The sequence below is a fragment of the Mesorhizobium argentiipisi (SeqCode) genome (genome assembly GCF_037179585.1).
GTDB lineage: Bacteria > Pseudomonadota > Alphaproteobacteria > Rhizobiales > Rhizobiaceae > Mesorhizobium > Mesorhizobium argentiipisi.
The window spans coordinates 36641-56030 of record NZ_JAPYKO010000008.1 but is presented as its reverse complement, the minus strand read 5'-3'; the positions used below and the strand labels follow the sequence as shown (position 1 = coordinate 56030).

The following is a 19390-nucleotide window of genomic DNA, read 5'->3' as shown; positions in this document are numbered from 1 at the left end:
GGCGCCGCCGGAAGCCGCCTCGATGACGCCCGAACTGGTCATCTTCGACTGTGACGGCGTGCTGGTCGACAGTGAGGCGCTTTCGGTCTCGGCGCTGCTTGCCATGATCGAACTCGCCGGCGGCACGGTCAGCGAGGATGCCGCCTATGAGCATTTCCTGGGCAAGAGCATGAAGAGCGTGCGCGAGATCCTCGGTCGCGATTTCGGCCTTGATATCAGCGACGGGTATCTGACCGCCATGCGCGTCGACCTGATGCGCAAATTCCGTGAGGAATTGAAGCCGATCCCAAGCGTCAAGGAGGTGTTGCCGAAGCTCGGCCGGCCATGCTGCGTCGCCTCGTCCGGCACGCTGGAGCGCATCCGTTATGCGCTCGACGTTACCGGCCTGCTCTCCCTGCTGGAGCCGCACCTGTTCAGCGCCACCATGGTCGAGCGCGGCAAGCCGGCGCCCGATCTCTTCCTCCACGCCGCCACCAGCATGCGGGTGCATCCGCGCGAGTGCCTGGTGATCGAGGACAGCCCCGCCGGCGTCGCCGCCGCCCGCGCGGCCGGCATGCGCGTCTTTGCCTTCACCGGCGGCGCGCATGCCGCCAACCCCGCCCTCAAGGCGCGGCTTGCGTCGACGGAACCGGACTTTATATTCGCTGACATGCTGCAATTGCCCGATCTGATTGCAGGCCTGGGAGCGAGAGAAAAAGCATCTTGACGAAGAGTTTCGTTTGCGCGGTCGACGTCGGCACCGGGAGCGCTCGCGCGGGCATTCTCGACGCGCGCGGCAACCTGCTCGGCCGTGCCGATCATCCGATCGCCATGCATCAGCCCAAGCCCGATCATGCCGAGCATGATTCGGAAGATATCTGGTCGGCGGTGTGCAAATCCGTGCGGTCCGCGCTCCAAAAATCCGGCGTCGCCGCCGGCGATGTTGCCGGCATCTCCTTCGACGCGACCTGCTCGCTGGTCGCGCGCGACAGACAGGGCGGTCAGATCAGTGTTTCAGTCACCGGCGAGAAGCGCTGGGACACGATGGTCTGGCTCGACCATCGCGCCATCGCCGAGGCCGATGAATGCACGACGAGCGGCCACGCCGTTCTCGACTACATTGGCGGTGTGATGTCGCCGGAGATGGAAACGCCGAAGCTGATGTGGCTGAAGCGTCACCTGCCGAAGACATGGAATGAAGCCGGCTATCTATTCGACCTTGCCGATTTCCTGACCTGGAAGGCATCGGGCTCGCTCGCCCGCTCGCAATGCACGCTGACGGCGAAATGGACCTATCTCGCGCATGAGGAAAAGAGCTGGCGGCGCGATTTCTTCGAGCTCGTCGGGCTCGGTGACCTGTTCGAGCACGGCAATCTGCCGGAAAAGGCAAGCCCGGTCGGCGCCGATATCGGCCCGCTAACGGCGAAGGCCGCGGCCGAGCTCGGCCTCACCGAGAAATGCCGGGTCGGCGCCGGCGTCATCGATGCCTATGCCGGTGCGCTGGGCGTTCTCGGCGGCTTTGCCGGCGACGAGAAGAACATCAGCCGGCATCTGGCGCTGATTGCCGGCACATCGTCCTGCGTTATGGCCATGTCACCCGACCCGCAGCCCTTCGCCGGGGTGTGGGGGCCGTATTATGGCGCGGCTTTGCCGAGGTTGTGGCTGTCGGAAGGCGGCCAGTCGGCCACCGGCGCGCTGCTCGATCACATCATCCGCTGGCATGGCGCCGGCGGCGAGCCGGACGCGGCCATGCATATGAAGATCGCCAGGCGCGTCGCCGAGCTGCGCGCCGAGGATGGCGACGCGCTGGCGGCAAGGCTGCATGTGCTGCCGGATTTCCACGGCAACCGCTCGCCGCTCGCCGACCCGCATGCGGTCGGCGTCATCAGCGGCCTGACGCTCGATTCCTCCTTCGACAGCCTGTGCAAGCTCTACTGGCGCACCGCCGTCGCCATCGCGCTCGGCGTGCGCCATGTGCTCGAAGCGCTGAACGAGAACGGCTATCTGATCGACACGCTGCATGTCACCGGCGGCCACACCAAGAACCCGCTTTTGATGGAGCTCTACGCCGACGCCACGGGCTGCACGGTGGTCGAGCCGCTGGCCGACGAGGCGGTGCTGCTCGGCACCGGCATGGTGGCGGCGACCGCCGCCGGGCTCTATCGCGACCTCAACGCGGCCTGCGTCGCCATGCAGCAGGGCGGCAGGATGCGCGCCGCCAACAAGGAAGCCGGCGCCCGCTTCGATCGCGACTACCGCATCTTCCTCGAAATGCACCGCCAGCGGCAGGCGCTCGACGCGATCGGATAGCCGCCTTATTGCCTGCGCAGCGACTTGCCGGTCTCCGCGTCGAACAGATGGATACTCTCTTCGTCGAACGTGTAGCGCACGGGCGCGCGGAGCTCCGGGCATTCGCGGGCCGGCACCAGTGCGCTGATCTCCTTGCCGCCCGAGCCGAACGTCACCAGCGCGTCATTGCCGTGGAACTCGATGAGATCGGCGGTGCCTTGCAAAAGGTTTGCCGTGCCGGCTTGCGCCGTCTTCAGATCCGGAGGCCGGATGCCGAGCACCACGCGATCGCCGTGCCGCAGGTCGAAGTCGCCGCCTTGCAGCGACAGCACCGTCCCCGCGCCGGTCAGCGTCCAGCCATCCCCCTTCCGGCCGACCATGGCCTCGATGAAATTCATGTTCGGCGTGCCAATGAAGCCGGCCACGAACAGATTGCCGGGACGGCGATAGATCTCCGCCGGCGAGCCGATCTGCTCGATCACGCCATCCTTCAAGAGCACGATGCGGTCGGCCAGCGTCATCGCTTCGAGCTGGTCATGCGTGACATAGACGGTGGTGGTCTTCAGCGACTGGTGCAGCCTGGCGATCTCGACGCGCATATGGTTGCGCAGCTTGGCGTCCAGATTGGAGAGCGGCTCGTCGAACAGGAACACTTTCGGCGTCTTGATCATGGCGCGCGCGATCGCCACACGCTGCTGCTGGCCGCCGGAAAGCTCTGTCGGCTTGCGGCCGAGATAGGGTTCCAGGCCGAGCGTCCGGGAGACCGCCTCGACCCGCTTCTTGATCTCGGCTGCCGGCACCTTCTGCCGCTTCAGCCCGAAGGCGATGTTGTCGAAGATCGTCATATGCGGATAGAGCGCATAATTCTGGAACACCATGGCGATGCCGCGGTCGCCCGGTTCGAGATCGTTCACCACCTTGCCGCCGATCGACACTTCGCCGCCGCTGATATCCTCCAGGCCGGCCAGCATCCTGAGCAAGGTCGACTTGCCGCAGCCGGACGGGCCGAGGAACACGACGAACTCATGCTCCTCGATCGCGAGGTTGAGGTCGCGGATGACGGTCGTGGCGCCATAGGCCTTGTCGAGATGGGAGCAAACGATCGCGGACATCTTTATCCCTTCTCGCCGGTCAGCAGGATCTGCAGCTTGACATCCTGCGGCTTGCCTAGCGCCGCGCGCTCGAACGCCTTGATGCTCTCGGAGAAATCATAGGTACCTGTGATCAGCGGCTTGAGGTCGACCTTGCCGGAGGCGATGAGCTGCAGGGCGCGATCGAAGATGTTGGCGTAGCGGAACACGGTCTCGATGCGGACCTCCTTGGAAATCGCCGCCGGCACGTTGAGCTCGACCGTCTCCACCGGCAGGCCGACCAGCACCACCGCGCCGCCCGGCCGCACCACGTCGAACAGGTTGGCGAAGGCCTTCGGGCTGCCGCTCGCCTCGAACACGATATCGGCGCCCCAATTGTCGGTCGCGGCCCGCACCGCGTCGACCAGCGACTGCTTGCCGATATCGACCGGCACGATGCCGGGATACTGGGCGGCGATCTCCAGCTTCGGCGCGGAGAAGTCCGAGATCAGCACTTTGGAGCAGCCGCCCGCCAGCCCGGCGAGCGCGATCATGATGCCGATCGGACCGCAGCCGACGACGACGGCGACATCGCCCGGCACGATTCGGGCGCGCGCCGCCGCCTGCATGCCGATGGCAAAGGGCTCGACCATCGCGCCCTCGGCGAAGGAGACATTGTCCGGCAGCTTGTAGGTGAAGGCCGCCGGATGAACGGCGTAGGGCGCGAGCACGCCATGCACCGGCGGCGTTGCCCAAAAGCGGACGTCAGGGTCGACATTGTAGATGCCAAGCTTCGTCGCGCGCGAGGCAAGGTTCGGCACGCCCGGCTCCATGCAGACGCGGTCGCCGACCTTCAGGCTCGTCACATTGGCGCCGACCTCGACGATCGTTCCCGAGGCCTCGTGGCCGAGCACCATGGGCTCGCGAACTATGTAGCTGCCGATGGCGCCATGCGTGTAGTAATGCACGTCGCTGCCGCAGACGCCGACCGTGTGGATGGCGATCCTGACGTCGTCCGGTCCGACGTCTTGCGGCAGCGCGATCTCGCGCAGCGACAGTTCGCCTTTTTTCTCAAGCACCAGTGCCCGCATCGAATATCCTCACTTCAACTTTTCTTTTGCCGGAAAACCGAATTCAGGAAGCCGCTGAGCACGCCGAGGAAGAGCAGCGGCGGCAGCGACAAAAGCACGACCGAGGCGTTGAGGATGCCCCACGGCACGTTCATGCCTTGCTGGGAGAGCTCGGAAGCCACGATCGGCAGCGTCTTGGCGTTGGAGCTCGACAGCATCAGCGCGATCAGGAACTCGTTCCAGACCAGCACGAAGCTGAAGGCGATGGCGCCGATCAGCGAGCGCGCCGCGACGGGAAGCGCGATCCGCCAGAAGACGGCATAAGCGCCGTAACCATCGACGAAGGCCGCCTCCTCGATCTCCTTCGGCACGCCCTGGAAGGCCGGGATAGCCAGCCACATGATCACCGAGATGGTCAGCAGCGAGTAGGTGACGATCAGCGCCGGCAAAGTGTCGTAGAGCCCGATTTGCAGCCAGATCACCATCAGCGGGATGGCGACCGCCACCGGCGGCAGGAAACGCAGCGATAGGACGAAGAACTGGATGTCGCCGGCGAAGCGATTGGGATAGCGCGCCACCGCATAGGCCGCCGGCAGGCCGAGCACGATGCCGATCAGCACCGCCGCGCCGCAGGCGACCGCGGAGTTGTAGAGCCCGGTCAGCACGCTGTCGCGGCCGAGGATGTAGCTGATGTTGGCGAGCGTCGGCGTGAATATCACCTTCGGCACGCGCGTGATGATGTCGACATTGTTCTTCAGCGCGTTGAGCGCCGTCCACAGAAGCGGGAACACGGCCAGGAATCCGGCCAGCGCGAGGATGGCCTTGGCGACCAGGCGGCCCGGTCTTATTGGATGCTGCTTCATGCCTGCACCCGCTTCCACAGCATGGTGAAGGTGATGACGGTCGCGATCATCATCAGCACCGCCATGGCCGATGCGTAGGAGACCTTGCCGGACTCGATGAAGCCTTGCGAGAAGGCGTACATGTCGAGCGTCTCGGTCGCGACGCCGGGCCCTCCGCGCGTCATCACATAGATCAGGTCGAAGGAGCGCAGCGACTCGATCATCTTGACGAACATCAGGCTGATCAGCGGCGCCTTGAGCATCGGCAAGGTGACATAGGCATGGATCTGCCAGCGCTTGGCGTGGTCGAGCCTGGCCGCCTCGATCGGCTGCGGCGGCAAGGTTTCAAGCAGCTTCAGCACGATGACGGCGAAGAACAGCCCCCACTGCCAGACATCCACCGAAGCGACCGCGAACAATGCGGTGCCCGGCTTGGACAGCGGATCGAAGATCAGCCCGCCGGTGATCAGCCGGTAGGGATAGGTGGCGATGCCGTAGAGCGGGTGATAGGCGAACTTCCAGACGAAGGCGGCCGACACGCGCGGCAGAAGCACCGGAATGATGAACAGGAGGCAATAGAAATTGCGCAGGCGTGGGCCGGCGACCTCGAACATCAAGACGCCCAGCCCGATCGCCACCACCATCGTCGCGATGACGGTGACGATCTCCCATTTCACCGAAACCCAGACGGCGTTGAGGAAGCGGCGGTCGAGGAAGAGGTCGGCGAAGTTCGAGAACCAGACCCAGGAGTAACCGGTCGTGCTCAGCTCGCGATTCTGCAAGGCGATGACGATGGCATAGAGCGTCGGCACCATCGACAGCACCAGAAGGACGGCTAAAGTCGGAACCAGAAATGTGACCGGCAGGGAAGAGCGTCGGCGCATGGCCTCCTCGGATTTTTACTGCTGTCTGGTGAAGGTCCCGCGGCGCACGGATCCCGGCATTCCTTCGAATGCCGTGGATCGCGCGCCGCAGGCGGGAGGATTACTTCTTCTTCACCAGTTCATTGGCATAGGCCTCGAGCTCGTTGAGGCCGCCCTTGATGTCGGTGCGCGTGCCGGTGACCAGCTCTTCCAGGATGATGCCCCAGCGGTCGCCGAGATCCGGCCAGCGCGGATCCTGCCAGAAGTTCACCGCTGTCACCTTGCCGGTATCGGCCAGCGCCTTGCCGAGATCGGCACCGTAGATGTCGGCGAATTCCTTGCTGGAGAGCACGCTGGTGCGGTTCAGCTCGCCGAACTGGTGCGCGTCGAGCCGGCGCTTCTCATTCTCCTTCGACGTCGCCCAGGCGATGAACAGGCCGGCGCACTTCTTCGCGGCGTCGTCCGCATTGGCCTTGGTGCCGATGGCGAGCCCATGGCCGTAGCCGCCGCCCGGCAGCGGCGAGGGCGGCGGCAGGAAGCCGACCTTGCCGACCACTTGCGAGGTCTTCGGGTCCACCGCCATGCCCGACAGCGGCGTCGATTCGACGAGGATGGCGACCTGGCCGGAGAGGAAGGCGCCGGTCGATTCGTCCCAGCTGCCGGTCTGCGTGCCGGGGGCCGAGTCCTTGAACAGCTTCAAATAGGCCTCAGTCGCCTTCACGGCGGCGTCCGAATTGAAAGCCGGCTTGTCGCCGTCGAACCACTTGCCGCCATAGGCCTTGAAGAACGGCATCCAGCGCCAGACATTGGCGCCCGAGCCGCGCGCGCCGCGCAGCGCGATGCCGTACATGCCCTTGTCGGCATTGGTCAGCTTCGGCACGTCGGCGATCAGCTCGTCCAGCGTCTTCGGCGGCTGGATGCCTGCGGCCTCCAGCACGTCTTTGCGATAGACCATCAGGTCGCCGCCGCCCGTCAGCGGCGCGAACCAGACCTTGCCGTCATAGGTGGCGACCTTCTGGCGGCCTGGATCGAAGTCGGCATAGTCATAGTCAGCCGGGTAATAATCGGTCAGCGGCACGATCCAGCCCGACGAGGCGAACAGCGCCACATTGGCCTCGTCGACATAGTAGACGTTGTAATTGCCGACGGTCGAAGCGTCGGCGCGCGACTTGGCGCGGCGGTCGTTCTCGTTGAGGTAATCGATCTGGAACGAGGCGCCGGAGAGTTTCTTGAACTCGTCCTTGGAGTCCTCCAGAAGCGTCAGGCCGTCGCGCGGCTGCGCCAGCACCTTGACCGGCGCCGAGCAGACCGGCGCCTGGGCAAGCGCCGCGGTTGATACGGAAGCGGTAAGCACGAACGCTGCGCCGAGGCTGGCAGCGAGCCGGTTTGAATTCATTGGTTTTTCTCCTCCAGGAACACTCGCGAAAAGCGGCAGGTCCTCGGGCTAAGCGACCCTCACCGTCGCCTTGTGACCTTCCACCCGTCGCCAAAATGAGCAGTTGGAGAGAGCGAGGCTAGAAGCCCCGTTGCAGCAGACATGTACTTTTATGCATTGTGCGGCGCAAAATATGGCGCAGGCAGAGTCTGCCCGTCACACGAATATCAGTGCCGTCGAAGTGGGCGCATCTCGGCTTCTTACGCCCTTAGCGTCAGCCGCTGCCGCGACAGTTTGCGATAGGATGACGGCGTCATCTTGTGCTTGCGTAGAAAGGCGCGGTTGAAGTTCGAGATGTTCATGTAGCCGACCTGAAAACAGATGTCGGTGATCGGGATATCGGTGTCGGCGAGCAGCTTGCAGGCCTGCCAAAGTCTGAGCTTGGCGAGGTGATCGCTGAAGGAGTTGCCGGTGTTCTTCTGGAAGAAGCGGGAAAAACTGCTTTCGCTCATACCGGCCAATGCCGCCACGTCCGGCAGCTTCAAATCCTCGGCGAAATGCTGGAACAGATAGGTCAGCGAGCGCTGGACGATATCCAGCGACTCCGCGTCGAGGAGCGGCGAAAAATCCGGCGACGACAAGAGTTCGTATTCGTCGGTGGTGGCCAGAAGGTCGAGCAGTTCGAGGAACATGCGGAATCTTGCCAGCCCATGCACCTCGCCCATTCGTTCCATCAGCCCGGCGCCGTCGAGCGCGGTCTGGCCATGGAAGACCATGCCGCGCAGCGAGCGTTCCAGGAACGGCTCCAGCTCGCGCAGCTCCGGCAGCAGTCCCGACGAGCCGCGTAGCCGCTCGGCATCGAATTGCAGCACGATATCGCGGCCTTCGATCAGCTCGCCGGGCTGCACCGCCGTCACCCAGTCATGCGGCAGCCCGCTGCCGACTATGGTCAGATAGCCCGGCCCGAACTCGCCGATATGGTCGCCGACCAGCACGACGCCTGACGATTTCCTGAGCAGATGGATTTCGTATTCCGGATGGAAATTCCAGACATTGCGCTCCCATGGATAATCGTCCAGCCGCCACAGGAAGCTCTCGCTCGCCTCCGTCACGATGTGCTCGAAGGCGGGCGCCGTGCGCGGAATCGCGGCCGTGTTCTTTCTGCGCCTGAATGGCATCCATTCCTCCCGGCATGGCGCGCCGGCTGCACATGCCAAGGGCATCCGTAGCAGCCCACGGCCGGCAAATGAAAGAGGCGTCGCGGAATCCCGGTTCCACCTGGATCAATCGCTAGCCGGGCCTCGTCCCTTGCCAACATGTCGCATTTCGTTCACAAGGCGACGCAAATGGCGCCATTTTGCGCCATTGTTGTGCGGCTTCCGGCCCTTTGGCCGACGCGCCGTGTTCTGAAAGAGCGGAACAATGTCTGCGATCGAAGCCGGCGCTCGCGCGCCGGAAAACCTTTGGCGTCAGGAAATCAGGGCGACGATCGCGCTCGCCTGGCCGATGGTGCTGACCAATCTCGGCCAGACCGCCATGACCGCGACCGACGTCATGATGATGGGCCGCCTCGGGCCCGATACGCTCGCCGCCGGCGCGCTCGGCTCCAACCTCTATTTCATGCCGCTGATCTTCGGCCTCGGCCTGATGCTGGCGACCTCGCCGATGATGGCGACCGAACTCGGCCGTCATCGCCATTCGGTGCGCGACCTGCGCCGCACCGTGCGCCAGGGCCTTTGGCTGGCGATCCTGATCTCGATCCCGATCTGGATCTTTCTCTCGCATGGCGAAGAGGTGCTTCTGGCCATGGGCCAGAAGCCGGAGCTCGCGCATGAGGCCGGCATCTATCTGCATTGGCTGCAATGGGCGGTGCTGCCCTTCTATGGCTATATCGTGCTGCGCTCCTTCATCTCGGCGCTGGAGCGGCCGGGCTGGGCGCTGATCATCGTTTTCGTCGCGGTCGCCTGCAACGCCTTCTTCAACTGGGTGTTCATGTTCGGCAATCTCGGCGTCAAGTCGATGGGCATTGCCGGCTCCGGGCTCGCCACCACTCTGTCGAGCATGCTGATGTTCGTCGGCCTGGCGGCGGTGGTGATCAAGGAGAAGAAGTTCCGCCGCTACCGTCTGTTCGGCCGCTTCTGGCGCTCCGATTGGCCGCGTTTCCGCGGCCTGCTGAGGCTCGGCCTGCCGATCGCCGGCATCCTCGCCTTCGAGGTGACGATCTTCAATGCGGCGGCCCTGCTGATGGGCCTGATCGATGCGGATTCGCTCGCCGCGCATGCCATCGCCATCCAGATCGCCTCGATCTCCTTCATGGTGCCGCTCGGCCTCAACCAGGCGGTCACGGTCCGGGTCGGACTGGCGCATGGCGCCGGCAATCCGGAAGGCGTTTCGCGCGCCGGCTGGACAGCCTTCGTCATCGGCGTGTGCTTCATGGCGCTGATGGGCCTGGTGATGATTCTCTGGCCGCATGCGCTGATCAGCGCCTTCATCGATCTCGCCGATCCCAAGAACGCCAGGGTGATCACGCTTGCGGTGTCGTTCCTGGTGTTCGCAGCGTTGTTCCAGATTTTCGACGGCGCCCAGGCGGTCGCCGCCGGCATGCTGCGCGGCCTGCACGACACCAAGGTGCCGATGATCTATGCCGCGATCGGCTATTGGGGCGTCGGCCTGCCGCTCGGCGTGCTGCTTGCCTTCCATTTCGGCTTGAACGGCGTCGGCATCTGGATCGGCCTGGCCTCGGGACTGGCCGTGGTGGCGGCGCTGCTCTTGGCGCGCTGGCTCAGGCGCGACCGCATCGCGCCGCAGCTCGCCTTCGGACACTGATCGACAAAGGCTGCGGGTCCGGTCGGCAGCCTTTCGTCGGCTCAGCGCGCCCCTGCGCGTTGCTCCAGCCGCCGTGCGTATTGCGTCAGCGGGAAGCACATGACGAAAAAGATCAGCGCCACCAGCCCGTAGACCTTGAACGGCTCGAAGGTCGCGTTGTTGATGGCGTTGGAGGTCCTGACCAGTTCCTCGAAGCCGATGATCGAGGTCAGCGCCGTCGACTTGATGAGCTGCACCAGGAAGCCGACGGTCGGCGCCCGGGTGATGGCGAAGGCCTGCGGCAGGATGATCAGCCTGAGCTCCTGCAGATAATGCAGCCCGAGGCTGGCGCCGGCGTCCCATTGTCCGCGCGGCAGCGCGTCGACGCCGCTGCGCCAGATCTCGGCCAGATAGGCGCTGGCGAAAAAGGTGAGGCCGAGCGCCGCTGCCGTCCACGGCTCAATGCGCAACCCCAGCATCGGCAGGCCGAAGAACATCAAAAAGAGCTGCATCAAGAGCGGCGTGCCCTGGAAGAGCGCGATATAACCGGAGGCGATCCGCTTGACCCAGTTGTTCTTGGCGATGCGGAAGAACAGCACCACAAGCCCGACCAGTGCGCCTCCGATGAAAGCGGCGAGCGACAACAGCACCGTCCAGCGCGCGGCGAGCAGCAGGTTGCGGACGATGTCCCAGAAGGTGAATTCGATCATGACACGCCCGCCCCCAGAACACGGCGGCCGCCGCCGACCAGCAGTCGGCGCAGCGCCATCGACAGGCCGAGATAGACGATCGTCACCACGAAATAGGTCTCGAAGGCGCGAAAAGTGCGCGCCTGCAGCATGTCGGCTTCGTAGGTCAATTCTCGCACCGCGATCTGCGAGACCACGGCCGATTCCAGCATCATGATGACGATCTGGCTGGTCAGCGCCGGATAGATCACTTTCAGCGCCTGCGGCAGGACGATCTTGACGAACACCTGGCGGGGCCTGAGGCCGAGCGCCAGCGCGGCTTCCGTCTGCCCGCGCGGCACGGCGTCGAGGCCGGCGCCGACGATCTCGATCGTATAGGCCGCCATGTTGAGCGTCATCGCCAGCATCGCGGCCAGGATCGGGTCCAGCCTGATCCCGAGCGTGGGCAGCCCGAAGAAGATGAAGAACAGCTGCACCAGGAATGGCGTGTTGCGCATCACCTCGACGTAGATGCCGATCGCCAGCTGAAGCGGCTTGGGGCCGTTTCTCCTGCCGGCAGCGCCGAGGATGCTAAGGAATGTGCCCGCCAGCGTCGTGACGGCGATCAAAAGCAGCGTCATCGCCGCGCCGCGCGCGATCACGCCCGCCGCACCCGCAAGCCAGCCGAAGTCGAGGCTGTAGCCCATGGCGATTGACCTTGTTGAAGGTGCCTGACCTAAGAGAGGGGTTCGGCGCCCCTTACGGCGCCGAACCGGTAGGCAGATCAATCCTTGAGGTTGTCCGGATTGAGCGGCGTCTTCAGCCAGGCCTTCGAGCTCTCGTCCAGCTTGCCGTCGGCCAGCATCTTGGCGACGGCGTCGTTCACCGCCTTCTTCAGCCGGTCCTCATTCTTGTTGAGGCCGATATGCGAGGGCGAGGTGAGCAGCTGGAATTTCTGCTCCGGCTTCAGTGCATCCTGCTTGGCCAGCACCTGGGCGCCGACATCGTTGCCGACGACCATCAGCTGCGTCTGGCCGGAGATGAAGGCCTGGATGACGGAATTGTAGTTGTCGAAGCGGCGGATGTCGGCGGAAGCCGGCGCCGCCTGGGTCAGCGAGGTATCCTCCAGCGTGCCGCGATTGACGGCGATCGACTTCTCGGCGAGGTCGTCCTTGCCTTTGACGGCAAGCTCGGCCGGGCCGATGACGGCGATGTAATAGGGCGCGTAGGCAGCGGCGAAATCGATCACCTGCTCACGCTCCTTGGAGTAGCCGACGCTCATCAAAATATCGACGCGCTTGTCGGTGAGATAAGGAATGCGGTTCTGGCCGGTGACGCTGACCAGGTTGAGCTTCACCTTCAAGGCGTCGGCGATCGCCTGCGCGACGTCGATGTCATAGCCCTTGATGCTCATATCGGCGCTGGCCGAGGAGAAGGGCGGGAAGTCCGAGAAGATGCCGACATTGATGGCGCCGGCCTTGGTGATGTCGTCGACGGCGTCGGCTTTCGCCTGCGTGGCGAGGCCGGCGGCGCTGAGCATCATCGCTGCCGTGATTATGGATTTCAGTGCGTTGCGAAGTGTCATTGTTATTCCCCTGCTGGAAGCTTGTTGTTGAAACCGGCCGCCGGCTCCAGCGCGGCGGCCGTGTTGGCAGAGCAATTCCAGGAGACGCGGTTTAGGCTTGGCGACTTCGCCATAGCGTCCGTCTGGAATTGCGTGAGACATCAGTCCTTCTTGATCGCCGGGCTGAACACCATCAGGCTGAGAATCTCGAACAGGACCTGGGCGCCGACATGAGCGGTGTTGGTGGTCGCGTCATATTGCGGCGCCACCTCGACCACGTCACCGCCGACGATGTTGAGGCCCTTCAGGCCGCGCAGCAGTTCGAGCACCTCGCGGGTCGTCAATCCGCCGACTTCCGGCGTGCCGGTGCCGGGTGCGAAGGCCGGATCGATGCTGTCGACGTCGAACGAAATGTAGGTCGGGCCGTCACCGACGATTTTGCGCGCCTTCTCGATGATTGCCGGGATGCCGAGCCCGGTCACCTCCTCGGCATGCACGACGGTCATGCCGGACTCGTAGGTGAACTCCCACAGATATTCGGCCGAGCCGCGGATGCCGATCTGGATCGTGCGCGAGGGATCGAGCACGCCATCCAGCACCGCGTTGCGGAACGGTCCGCCATGGTGGAACTTGGTCATGTCGAACAGCCCGCTGGTGTCGCAATGGGCGTCGATATGGATCATGCCGACCGGAGCCTTTTTGCCGACCGCCTTCAGAATCGGATGGCTGATCGAATGGTCGCCGCCGACAGAGAGCGGCAGCACGCCTGCGTCGACGATCTGGTTGGTGCGCTTTTCGATGTCCTCATGGCTGATCTCCAGCCGGTAGCGGCTGCGGAACGGCGTGTCGCCGATATCGGCAACGCGAAGCTCATGCGTCGGCGCGCATTCCAGCACATGGTTATAGGGGCCGATGCGCTCGATGGCGCGCAGCGCGCGCGGCCCGAAGCGCGAGCCCGGACGGTTGGTGACGCCGAGATCCATCGGCACGCCGATCATCGCCACCTGCAGGTCGCCGAAATCCGGGTTCTCGGCGGCGATTTCGCGGTAGGGCGCGGCGAGGAAAGTCGGGATGCCGGAATAGGGGGCGAGGCGTGTGCCCGACTTGTTGAAGATCTTGTCGGCGACCTTGCGGAATTTCGGGTCGAACATCTCGCCGCCATGGCTCTCGCCATATTTGCGGCGCAACGCTTCGAGTTTGCCGCGATCGTAACCCATGTCCGGTCCTCCTCTTGCCTGCCTGTAGCGCTGGCGGACGAACAATTTGCCAAGCCAGCCTGTTGTCCGGCTGGATCGTTGCCCGCTGTCCCTTGCGGATTTCACCTGTTGAAAGCTGTTCCGGACAAAAGTGTCGGGCAGCCGCATTGAAAAATCAATTGATATTGTTAGGGTCCTCGCTGTGAAAAAATCTCACAAAGTAGGAGCCCTTCCATGGCCAAGCGCCTGCCGCCTCTGAACCCCCTGCGCGCCTTCGAAGCCGCGGCGCGGCATGCTTCGCTGACCAAGGCCGCGGGTGAGCTCAACGTCACCCATGGCGCCGTCAGCCACCAGATCAAGGCGCTGGAGCAGTCGCTCGGCGTGAAGCTCTTCGAGCGCAGCGGTCAGCGCGTGAAGCTGACGCCGCATGGCGCCGAATTCCTGCCGGCGGTATCGGCCGCCTTCGACGGCATCGCCGCCGCCACCCAGCGCATGACGCGGCCGGCAAGTGCCGGCGCGCTGTCGGTCTCCTGCGTCCCGGCGCTTCTCTTGCTCTGGATGACACCGCGGCTCGGCTCCTTCACGGCGCAATATCCGGACATCCAGCTGACGCTGATCCCGTCCAACGATCCCAAAGACATCCGCGCCGCGGACATCGACGTCTGCGTGCATTATGGCGACGGCAGCTGGAGTGACTGCTGGATACGCAAATGGTCCGGGCTGGAGCTGTTTCCGGTGGTCAGCCCGACGCTGATCAACAACCGCCCGATCCGCAGCGTCCGCGACCTCGCCGACCACGTCTTCTTGCATGGCGACGATGGCCGTGAATGGCACACCTGGCTGGCCGCCGCCGACGCGCTCGATCTGGAGCGCGGCCGCCGCCACCGCTTGGGCGATGCGCGCATGGCGACGGAGGCCGCCGTGCACGGCCATGGCGTGGCGCTCGGCGATTCCGTCACCGCGCGCGCCTTGCTCGCCAGGGGCATGCTGGTCGCGCCCTTCACCTTGTCGGTACCGGCAGTCGACGATTTCTACGTCGTCTGCCGCAACGAGATGCGCTCGGCGCCGATCGTCCAGCTCTTCATCGACTGGCTGTTCGCCGAGAAGGAGCAGGACGAGGCCCGAGCCGACGCGCCGGTGGCCGGCCGCGTGCCGAGCCGCAGGAAACGTCCGTCCCTCAAGGTCATAGGCGCCAGGACCGCGTCCTGATGGCTGGACTTGCATAGCTGCTTTTTGTCGGGCCAGCTTGCAAAGCAGCGAGCGCGTTCGGAAATACGGTGCTAAGAGGCAGTTGGCTAAAGCAATTCCGTGCAACGGGGTTCCGTCCGGAGTGATCGAACAAGGATTTGAAGCGTGACGCCCCGTTTCCGTGCGTTGTGCTTTATGGATGAGCGAGCATGGCAAAGACCGATATAGCGCGGCGCGTCTACAACCACACCTGGAAGCTCGACCCGATTGTCCGCAGCCTGCTGGACACTGACTTCTACAAGCTTTTGATGCTGCAGATGATCTGGGGCATGTATCCCAAGGTCGATGCCACCTTCACGCTGATCAACCGCACCACCTCGGTGCGTCTGGCCGAAGAGATCGACGAGGGGGAGTTGCGCGAGCAACTCGACCACGCCCGGACCTTGCGCTTTTCGAAGAAGGAAATGATCTGGCTGGGCGGCAACACTTTCTACGGCCGCAAGCAGATCTTCGAGCCGGAGTTTTTGGCCTGGCTGGAAGACTTTAGGCTGCCGGATTACGAGCTCACCAAGCACGGCGGCCAATACGAACTCTACTTCCCAGGCCCGTGGATGTACACGACGCTCTGGGAAATCCCGGCTTTAGCCATCATCAACGAGCTGCGCTCGCGCGCGGCGATGCGCTCATTCGGTCCGTTCGCGCTCGACGTGCTTTATGCCCGCGCCAAGGCCAAGATGTGGGCCAAGACCGAGCGGCTGAAGGCGCTGCCGGGCATCCGCATTTCGGACTTCGGCACGCGGCGCCGCCATTCGTTCCTCTGGCAGCGCTGGTGCGTCGAGGCGCTGAAGGAAGGCATCGGCGAGGCCTTCACCGGCACCTCAAACGTGCTTCTGGCCATGGACAACGACCTCGAGGCTTTGGGCACCAACGCGCATGAATTGCCGATGGTCTTCGCGGCGCTCGCCAATTCCGAGAAGGAAATCAGAGAGGCGCCTTATAAGGTGCTGCAGGATTGGCAGCGCTATTATGGCGGCAATCTCCTGATCGTGCTGCCCGACGCCTTCGGCACGGATTCCTTCCTGCGCGACGCGCCCGACTGGGTCGCCGACTGGACCGGCTTCCGTCCCGACAGCGCGCCGCCGATCGAAGGCGGCGAGAAGATCATCGACTGGTGGCGCAAGAAGGGCAAGGACCCCAAGCAGAAGCTGCTGATCTTCTCCGACGGTCTGGAGGTCGAGTCCATCGAGGAGACCTACAGGCACTTCCGCGGCAAGGTGCGCATGTCCTTCGGCTGGGGAACCAACCTAACCAACGATTTCGAAGGCTGCGCCCCGACCGAAACCGACAGCCTCGACGCCATCTCGCTGGTCTGCAAGGTCACCGAAGCCAATGGCAGGCCGGCGGTGAAGCTGTCGGACAACCCCGCCAAGGCGACGGGGGACGAGAAGGAGATCAAGCGGTATCTGAGGATTTTTGGCGAGAAGGGGCGGGTGGAGCAGCTGGTGAAGGTGTGAGGGATGGCGGTGATGTCCATGCCTGGATCACCACCTGACGCCCCTAACTCTGAAACGTTGAGTTCCCGTCCACCCCCCTCTGTGAAGGATCGCAGCGCTGGTGTTATTCTCGCCCTAGCCGTCGCGCTCACCTCGCTCCTTCCAACCTCCGCCTTCGCCCACGCTTCCGACCGCGGCCACGTCCTGCTTTTCCCGACCGGCTACTACATCGCCGGCGGCGCGCTGGCGGTGGCCGTCAGCTTCCTCGTGCTGGCGCTGCTGCCGCCTGCCGCCCTCGACAATTTCTGGCGTCGGCGCCTGCCCCTGTTCACCTTCGGCGACACTCCACGAACCCTCGTCAGCCTGATTTCCTTTGCCGGCTTTGCGCTTCTCATCGCCGCTGGCCTCGTCGGCAGCCGCGACCCGCTCTCCAATCCGCTGCCTCTGGTGATCTGGACCCTTCTCTGGGCCGGCTTCACCCTGCTGCAGGGCGTCTTCGGCGACCTGTGGTCCTGGCTCAACCCATGGTATGGGCCATGGCGCGTCGCCTCTCGCGTCTTCGGCCGTCAGGCTGGCGATGTAAAGCCATCGCGCCTGCCGTCATGGCTCGGCTACTGGCCTGCCTTCGCGCTGTTCTTCGCTTTCGCCTGGTTCGAGCTGATTGATCCGGCGCCCGACGATCCGGCCCGCCTGGCTTTTGCCGCCGGCATCTACTGGCTGGCGAGCTTTGTCGCGATGCTCGTCTTCGGCTACGACGCTTGGAGCCTGCGCGGCGAATTCCTCACTGTCTTCTTCACAATGGTCGCCCGCTTCGCGCCCGTCGAGCGCCTCGATGGCCGGCTCTCGCTCTGCTGGCCCGGTGCCAAGCTGCTTGCGGCCGCGCCGCTGCCGCTGAGCGGCACGCTTTTCCTTTTGCTGGCGCTGTCGTCGGTGTCCTTCGACGGGCTGTCGAAAACCTTCTTCTGGCTCGGTCTGTTCGGCGTCAATCCGCTGGAATATCCCGGCCGCACCGCTTTGATCGGCATCGGCAGCTTCGGCCTTGTGCTCACCTTCGTCCTGCTCGCGGCCGTGTTCGCGTCGGCCGTTTTTCTTGGACAGCGCCTTGCCGGCGACGATCATTCATTGAGGGCGCCTTCGGGCCTGCTGGTCTGGTCGATCGTGCCGATCGCGCTCGCCTATCACATCGCGCATTACCTCACCGTGCTTTTGGTCGACGGCCAGTATGCGCTGGTCGCGCTCTCCGATCCTTTCGCGCTCGGCTGGAACCTGTTCGGCACCGCCGACAGGATGGTCGAGGCGGGCGTCGTCGCCGGCGCCCAGTCGGCCTGGTGGCTGTGGAATATCCAGGCCGGCGTGATCATCGCCGGCCATGTGCTGGCGGTTCTGATCGCGCATGGCCTTGCCTGGCGTCTCCACCCTCAGCCTTCGCGCGCGGCGCTCAGCCAGCTTCCGCTCACATTTCTGATGATCGCCTACACGATCTTCGGCCTCTGGCTGCTTGCCACGCCGACCGCCGGATGACACCAAGGCGCCCCTCCGAAGCGGTCGGATAAAGCTCGCTTGCCAGGCCAGGGCTTTGGTGATTTAGTTTGTACACATGCAATTTTTCCATCCTTCGCAAGAGGATGGTTTAGCCGCCTTATCGCTGGTCAAAACTGAAAAAACAGGGGAACCCACATGGCTGACAAGAACGGATTTTTCGACCTCTCCAAGACGACGCTGTCGCGCCGCGCCGCGCTGAAGGGCATGGCCGCCGGGGCCGGCCTGGCGCTGGCGCCGGGCTTCGTCCGTTACAGCCAGGCGCAGAGCTCGGCGCCGATCAGAATAGGCTTCCAGTCTCACCGCACCGGTATCGGCGCCGCCTATGGCCGCTGGTACGAGAAGACCAGCGCCGCCGCCGTCAAGGCGATCAACGACGCCGGCGGCATCAGCGGCCGCAAGGTCGAGCTGGTCATCGAGGATGACGGCACCGATCCGGCGCGCGGCGCCGAGGTGGTCAACAAATTCGCCAAGCAGCACAAGACCGACATCGTCTTCGGCACCTTGTTCTCGCATGTCGTGATCGGCTCGGCGCCCGCCGCCGGCGAAAACAAGATCCCCTATTTCGTCGTCAGCGAAGGCCATCACGTCGCCTCCACCAAGCTCAACCGCTATGTTTTCCAGCCCGGCATTACCGACGTGAAGAGCCAGATTCAGTCGATGGCGCCGTGGATCGCGGCGAACGCCGGCAAGAAGGTGACGCAGATCTTCCCCGACTTCGCCTTCGGCTACGACCACCGCGACTACCTGCCGCCCGCGCTGAAGGCGCAAGGCGCCGACGTGATCGCCCAGATTGCCATCCCGCCGACAGAATCCTCCTTCACCAAATACTTCCCGCAGATCCCGGCCGAGACCGAGGTGATCTACCATGTCATGGTCGGCCCTGCGGTGCTCACCTTCGTCAAGGAGCTCGGCGAATTCTACGGTTCGCAACGGCCGCAGCTCTTCGGCTTCATCGACTCGCTCGAAGCCGTCGACATCAACAGCCCCGGCCTCGAATTCCTCGACGGCAGCCATTTCTGGGAAGGCTCGCCGCGCTATGCGCAGCCCGATGACTCGGCGGCGCAGAAAGCCTACCGCGCTGCGGTCGGCATCGACGACAACGGCGCCGCCGTCGGCGACCCGAAGGACGTCTCCGCCGCGGCCCACATGTTCGGCTGCTGGGAAACGCTCTACGTCGTCAAGAAGGCGATGGAGGATGCCGGCTACAAGGGACCTGAAGACCGCGCCAAGCTTGTCGAGGCGACCGAGGCGCTGAAGGAATTCGCCGAGGGGCCGGAGCATCCGCAGGGTCCGAAAACCTTCAACGGCAAGATCCACCAGTGCTTCGGCATCCAGAACATCTCCAAGGTCGAAGGCGGCAAGCTCAAGGTCGTCCACAAGACCAAGATCGAGGACGGTCTCTACGAGCCGGAAGGGGATTATACGAAGCAGGCGCTGTGAGCTTGT

The 19390-nt window shown here is 64.1% G+C and carries 17 protein-coding genes; 7 read left to right on the top strand and 10 right to left on the bottom strand.

From position 1 onward, the window contains the following. Positions 1–22: 22 nt before the first annotated feature. Positions 23–706, top strand: coding sequence for an HAD-IA family hydrolase (locus tag O7A05_RS13630; RefSeq protein ID WP_337093613.1), 684 nt, complete (start codon positions 23–25; stop codon positions 704–706). Further along, positions 703–2289, top strand: a complete 1587-nt coding sequence (locus O7A05_RS13625; protein ID WP_337093612.1) for an FGGY-family carbohydrate kinase — start codon at positions 703–705, stop codon at positions 2287–2289. Before O7A05_RS13630 ends, O7A05_RS13625 begins: the two co-directional genes overlap by 4 nt. Positions 2290–2294: 5 nt before the next feature. Here O7A05_RS13625 and O7A05_RS13620 read toward each other — a convergent pair whose 3' ends face one another. From O7A05_RS13620 to O7A05_RS13595, 6 genes are all read right to left on the bottom strand, one after another. Further along, positions 2295–3380 (bottom strand): ABC transporter ATP-binding protein, encoded by a 1086-nt coding sequence (locus O7A05_RS13620; protein WP_337093611.1) that lies wholly within the window; start codon positions 3378–3380, stop codon positions 2295–2297. Between the two features lie 2 nt (positions 3381–3382). After that, entirely contained in the window at positions 3383–4429 is a 1047-nt protein-coding gene (locus O7A05_RS13615; protein ID WP_337093610.1) for an NAD(P)-dependent alcohol dehydrogenase, read from the bottom strand. A 14-nt stretch (positions 4430–4443) separates the two neighbouring features. Further along, positions 4444–5271 (bottom strand): carbohydrate ABC transporter permease, encoded by an 828-nt coding sequence (locus O7A05_RS13610; RefSeq protein WP_337093609.1) that lies wholly within the window; start codon positions 5269–5271, stop codon positions 4444–4446. Further along, positions 5268–6134, bottom strand: a complete 867-nt coding sequence (locus O7A05_RS13605; protein ID WP_337093608.1) for a carbohydrate ABC transporter permease — start codon at positions 6132–6134, stop codon at positions 5268–5270. The genes O7A05_RS13610 and O7A05_RS13605 overlap by 4 nt, the downstream gene beginning before the upstream one ends. 100 nt (positions 6135–6234) lie before the next feature. Continuing rightward, complete coding sequence (locus tag O7A05_RS13600) at positions 6235–7509, bottom strand: ABC transporter substrate-binding protein (protein WP_337093607.1); 1275 nt, start codon at positions 7507–7509, stop codon at positions 6235–6237. Positions 7510–7748: 239 nt separating this feature from the next. After that, positions 7749–8666: an AraC family transcriptional regulator gene (locus O7A05_RS13595; RefSeq protein WP_337093606.1), complete on the bottom strand. Its 918-nt coding sequence runs from the start codon at positions 8664–8666 to the stop codon at positions 7749–7751. A 244-nt stretch (positions 8667–8910) separates the two neighbouring features. On the opposite strand from O7A05_RS13595, the gene O7A05_RS13590 reads away from it, so the two are divergent. Next, entirely contained in the window at positions 8911–10314 is a 1404-nt protein-coding gene (locus O7A05_RS13590; RefSeq protein WP_337093605.1) for an MATE family efflux transporter, read from the top strand. A gap of 41 nt (positions 10315–10355) precedes the next feature. Here O7A05_RS13590 and O7A05_RS13585 read toward each other — a convergent pair whose 3' ends face one another. The 4 genes from O7A05_RS13585 to speB all read right to left on the bottom strand — a co-directional run bounded on the left by O7A05_RS13585 (position 10356) and on the right by speB (position 13742). Further along, positions 10356–11003, bottom strand: a complete 648-nt coding sequence (locus tag O7A05_RS13585; RefSeq protein ID WP_337093604.1) for an amino acid ABC transporter permease — start codon at positions 11001–11003, stop codon at positions 10356–10358. Then, positions 11000–11668, bottom strand: a complete 669-nt coding sequence (locus O7A05_RS13580) for an amino acid ABC transporter permease (RefSeq protein WP_337093603.1) — start codon at positions 11666–11668, stop codon at positions 11000–11002. The genes O7A05_RS13585 and O7A05_RS13580 overlap by 4 nt, the downstream gene beginning before the upstream one ends. 77 nt (positions 11669–11745) lie before the next feature. Further along, entirely contained in the window at positions 11746–12546 is an 801-nt protein-coding gene (locus tag O7A05_RS13575) for a transporter substrate-binding domain-containing protein (protein WP_337093602.1), read from the bottom strand. Between the two features lie 140 nt (positions 12547–12686). Further along, complete coding sequence (gene speB / locus O7A05_RS13570; RefSeq protein ID WP_337093601.1) at positions 12687–13742, bottom strand: agmatinase; 1056 nt, start codon at positions 13740–13742, stop codon at positions 12687–12689. Between the two features lie 213 nt (positions 13743–13955). Here speB and gcvA point away from each other — a divergent pair, with 213 nt between their 5' ends. The 4 genes from gcvA (at position 13956) to O7A05_RS13550 (ending at position 19384) form a co-directional block, all read left to right on the top strand. Continuing rightward, positions 13956–14930 carry a transcriptional regulator GcvA gene (gcvA, locus tag O7A05_RS13565; protein ID WP_337093600.1) on the top strand — a complete coding sequence of 325 codons (975 nt, stop codon included), beginning with the start codon at positions 13956–13958 and terminating at the stop codon, positions 14928–14930. Positions 14931–15118: 188 nt separating this feature from the next. Continuing rightward, positions 15119–16423 (top strand): nicotinate phosphoribosyltransferase, encoded by a 1305-nt coding sequence (gene pncB, locus O7A05_RS13560; RefSeq protein WP_337093599.1) that lies wholly within the window; start codon positions 15119–15121, stop codon positions 16421–16423. 81 nt (positions 16424–16504) lie between these two features. Then, entirely contained in the window at positions 16505–17923 is a 1419-nt protein-coding gene (locus O7A05_RS13555) for a hypothetical protein (RefSeq protein WP_337093598.1), read from the top strand. A 156-nt stretch (positions 17924–18079) separates the two neighbouring features. Continuing rightward, positions 18080–19384 carry an ABC transporter substrate-binding protein gene (locus tag O7A05_RS13550; protein WP_337093597.1) on the top strand — a complete coding sequence of 435 codons (1305 nt, stop codon included), beginning with the start codon at positions 18080–18082 and terminating at the stop codon, positions 19382–19384. Positions 19385–19390: the final 6 nt, after the last annotated feature.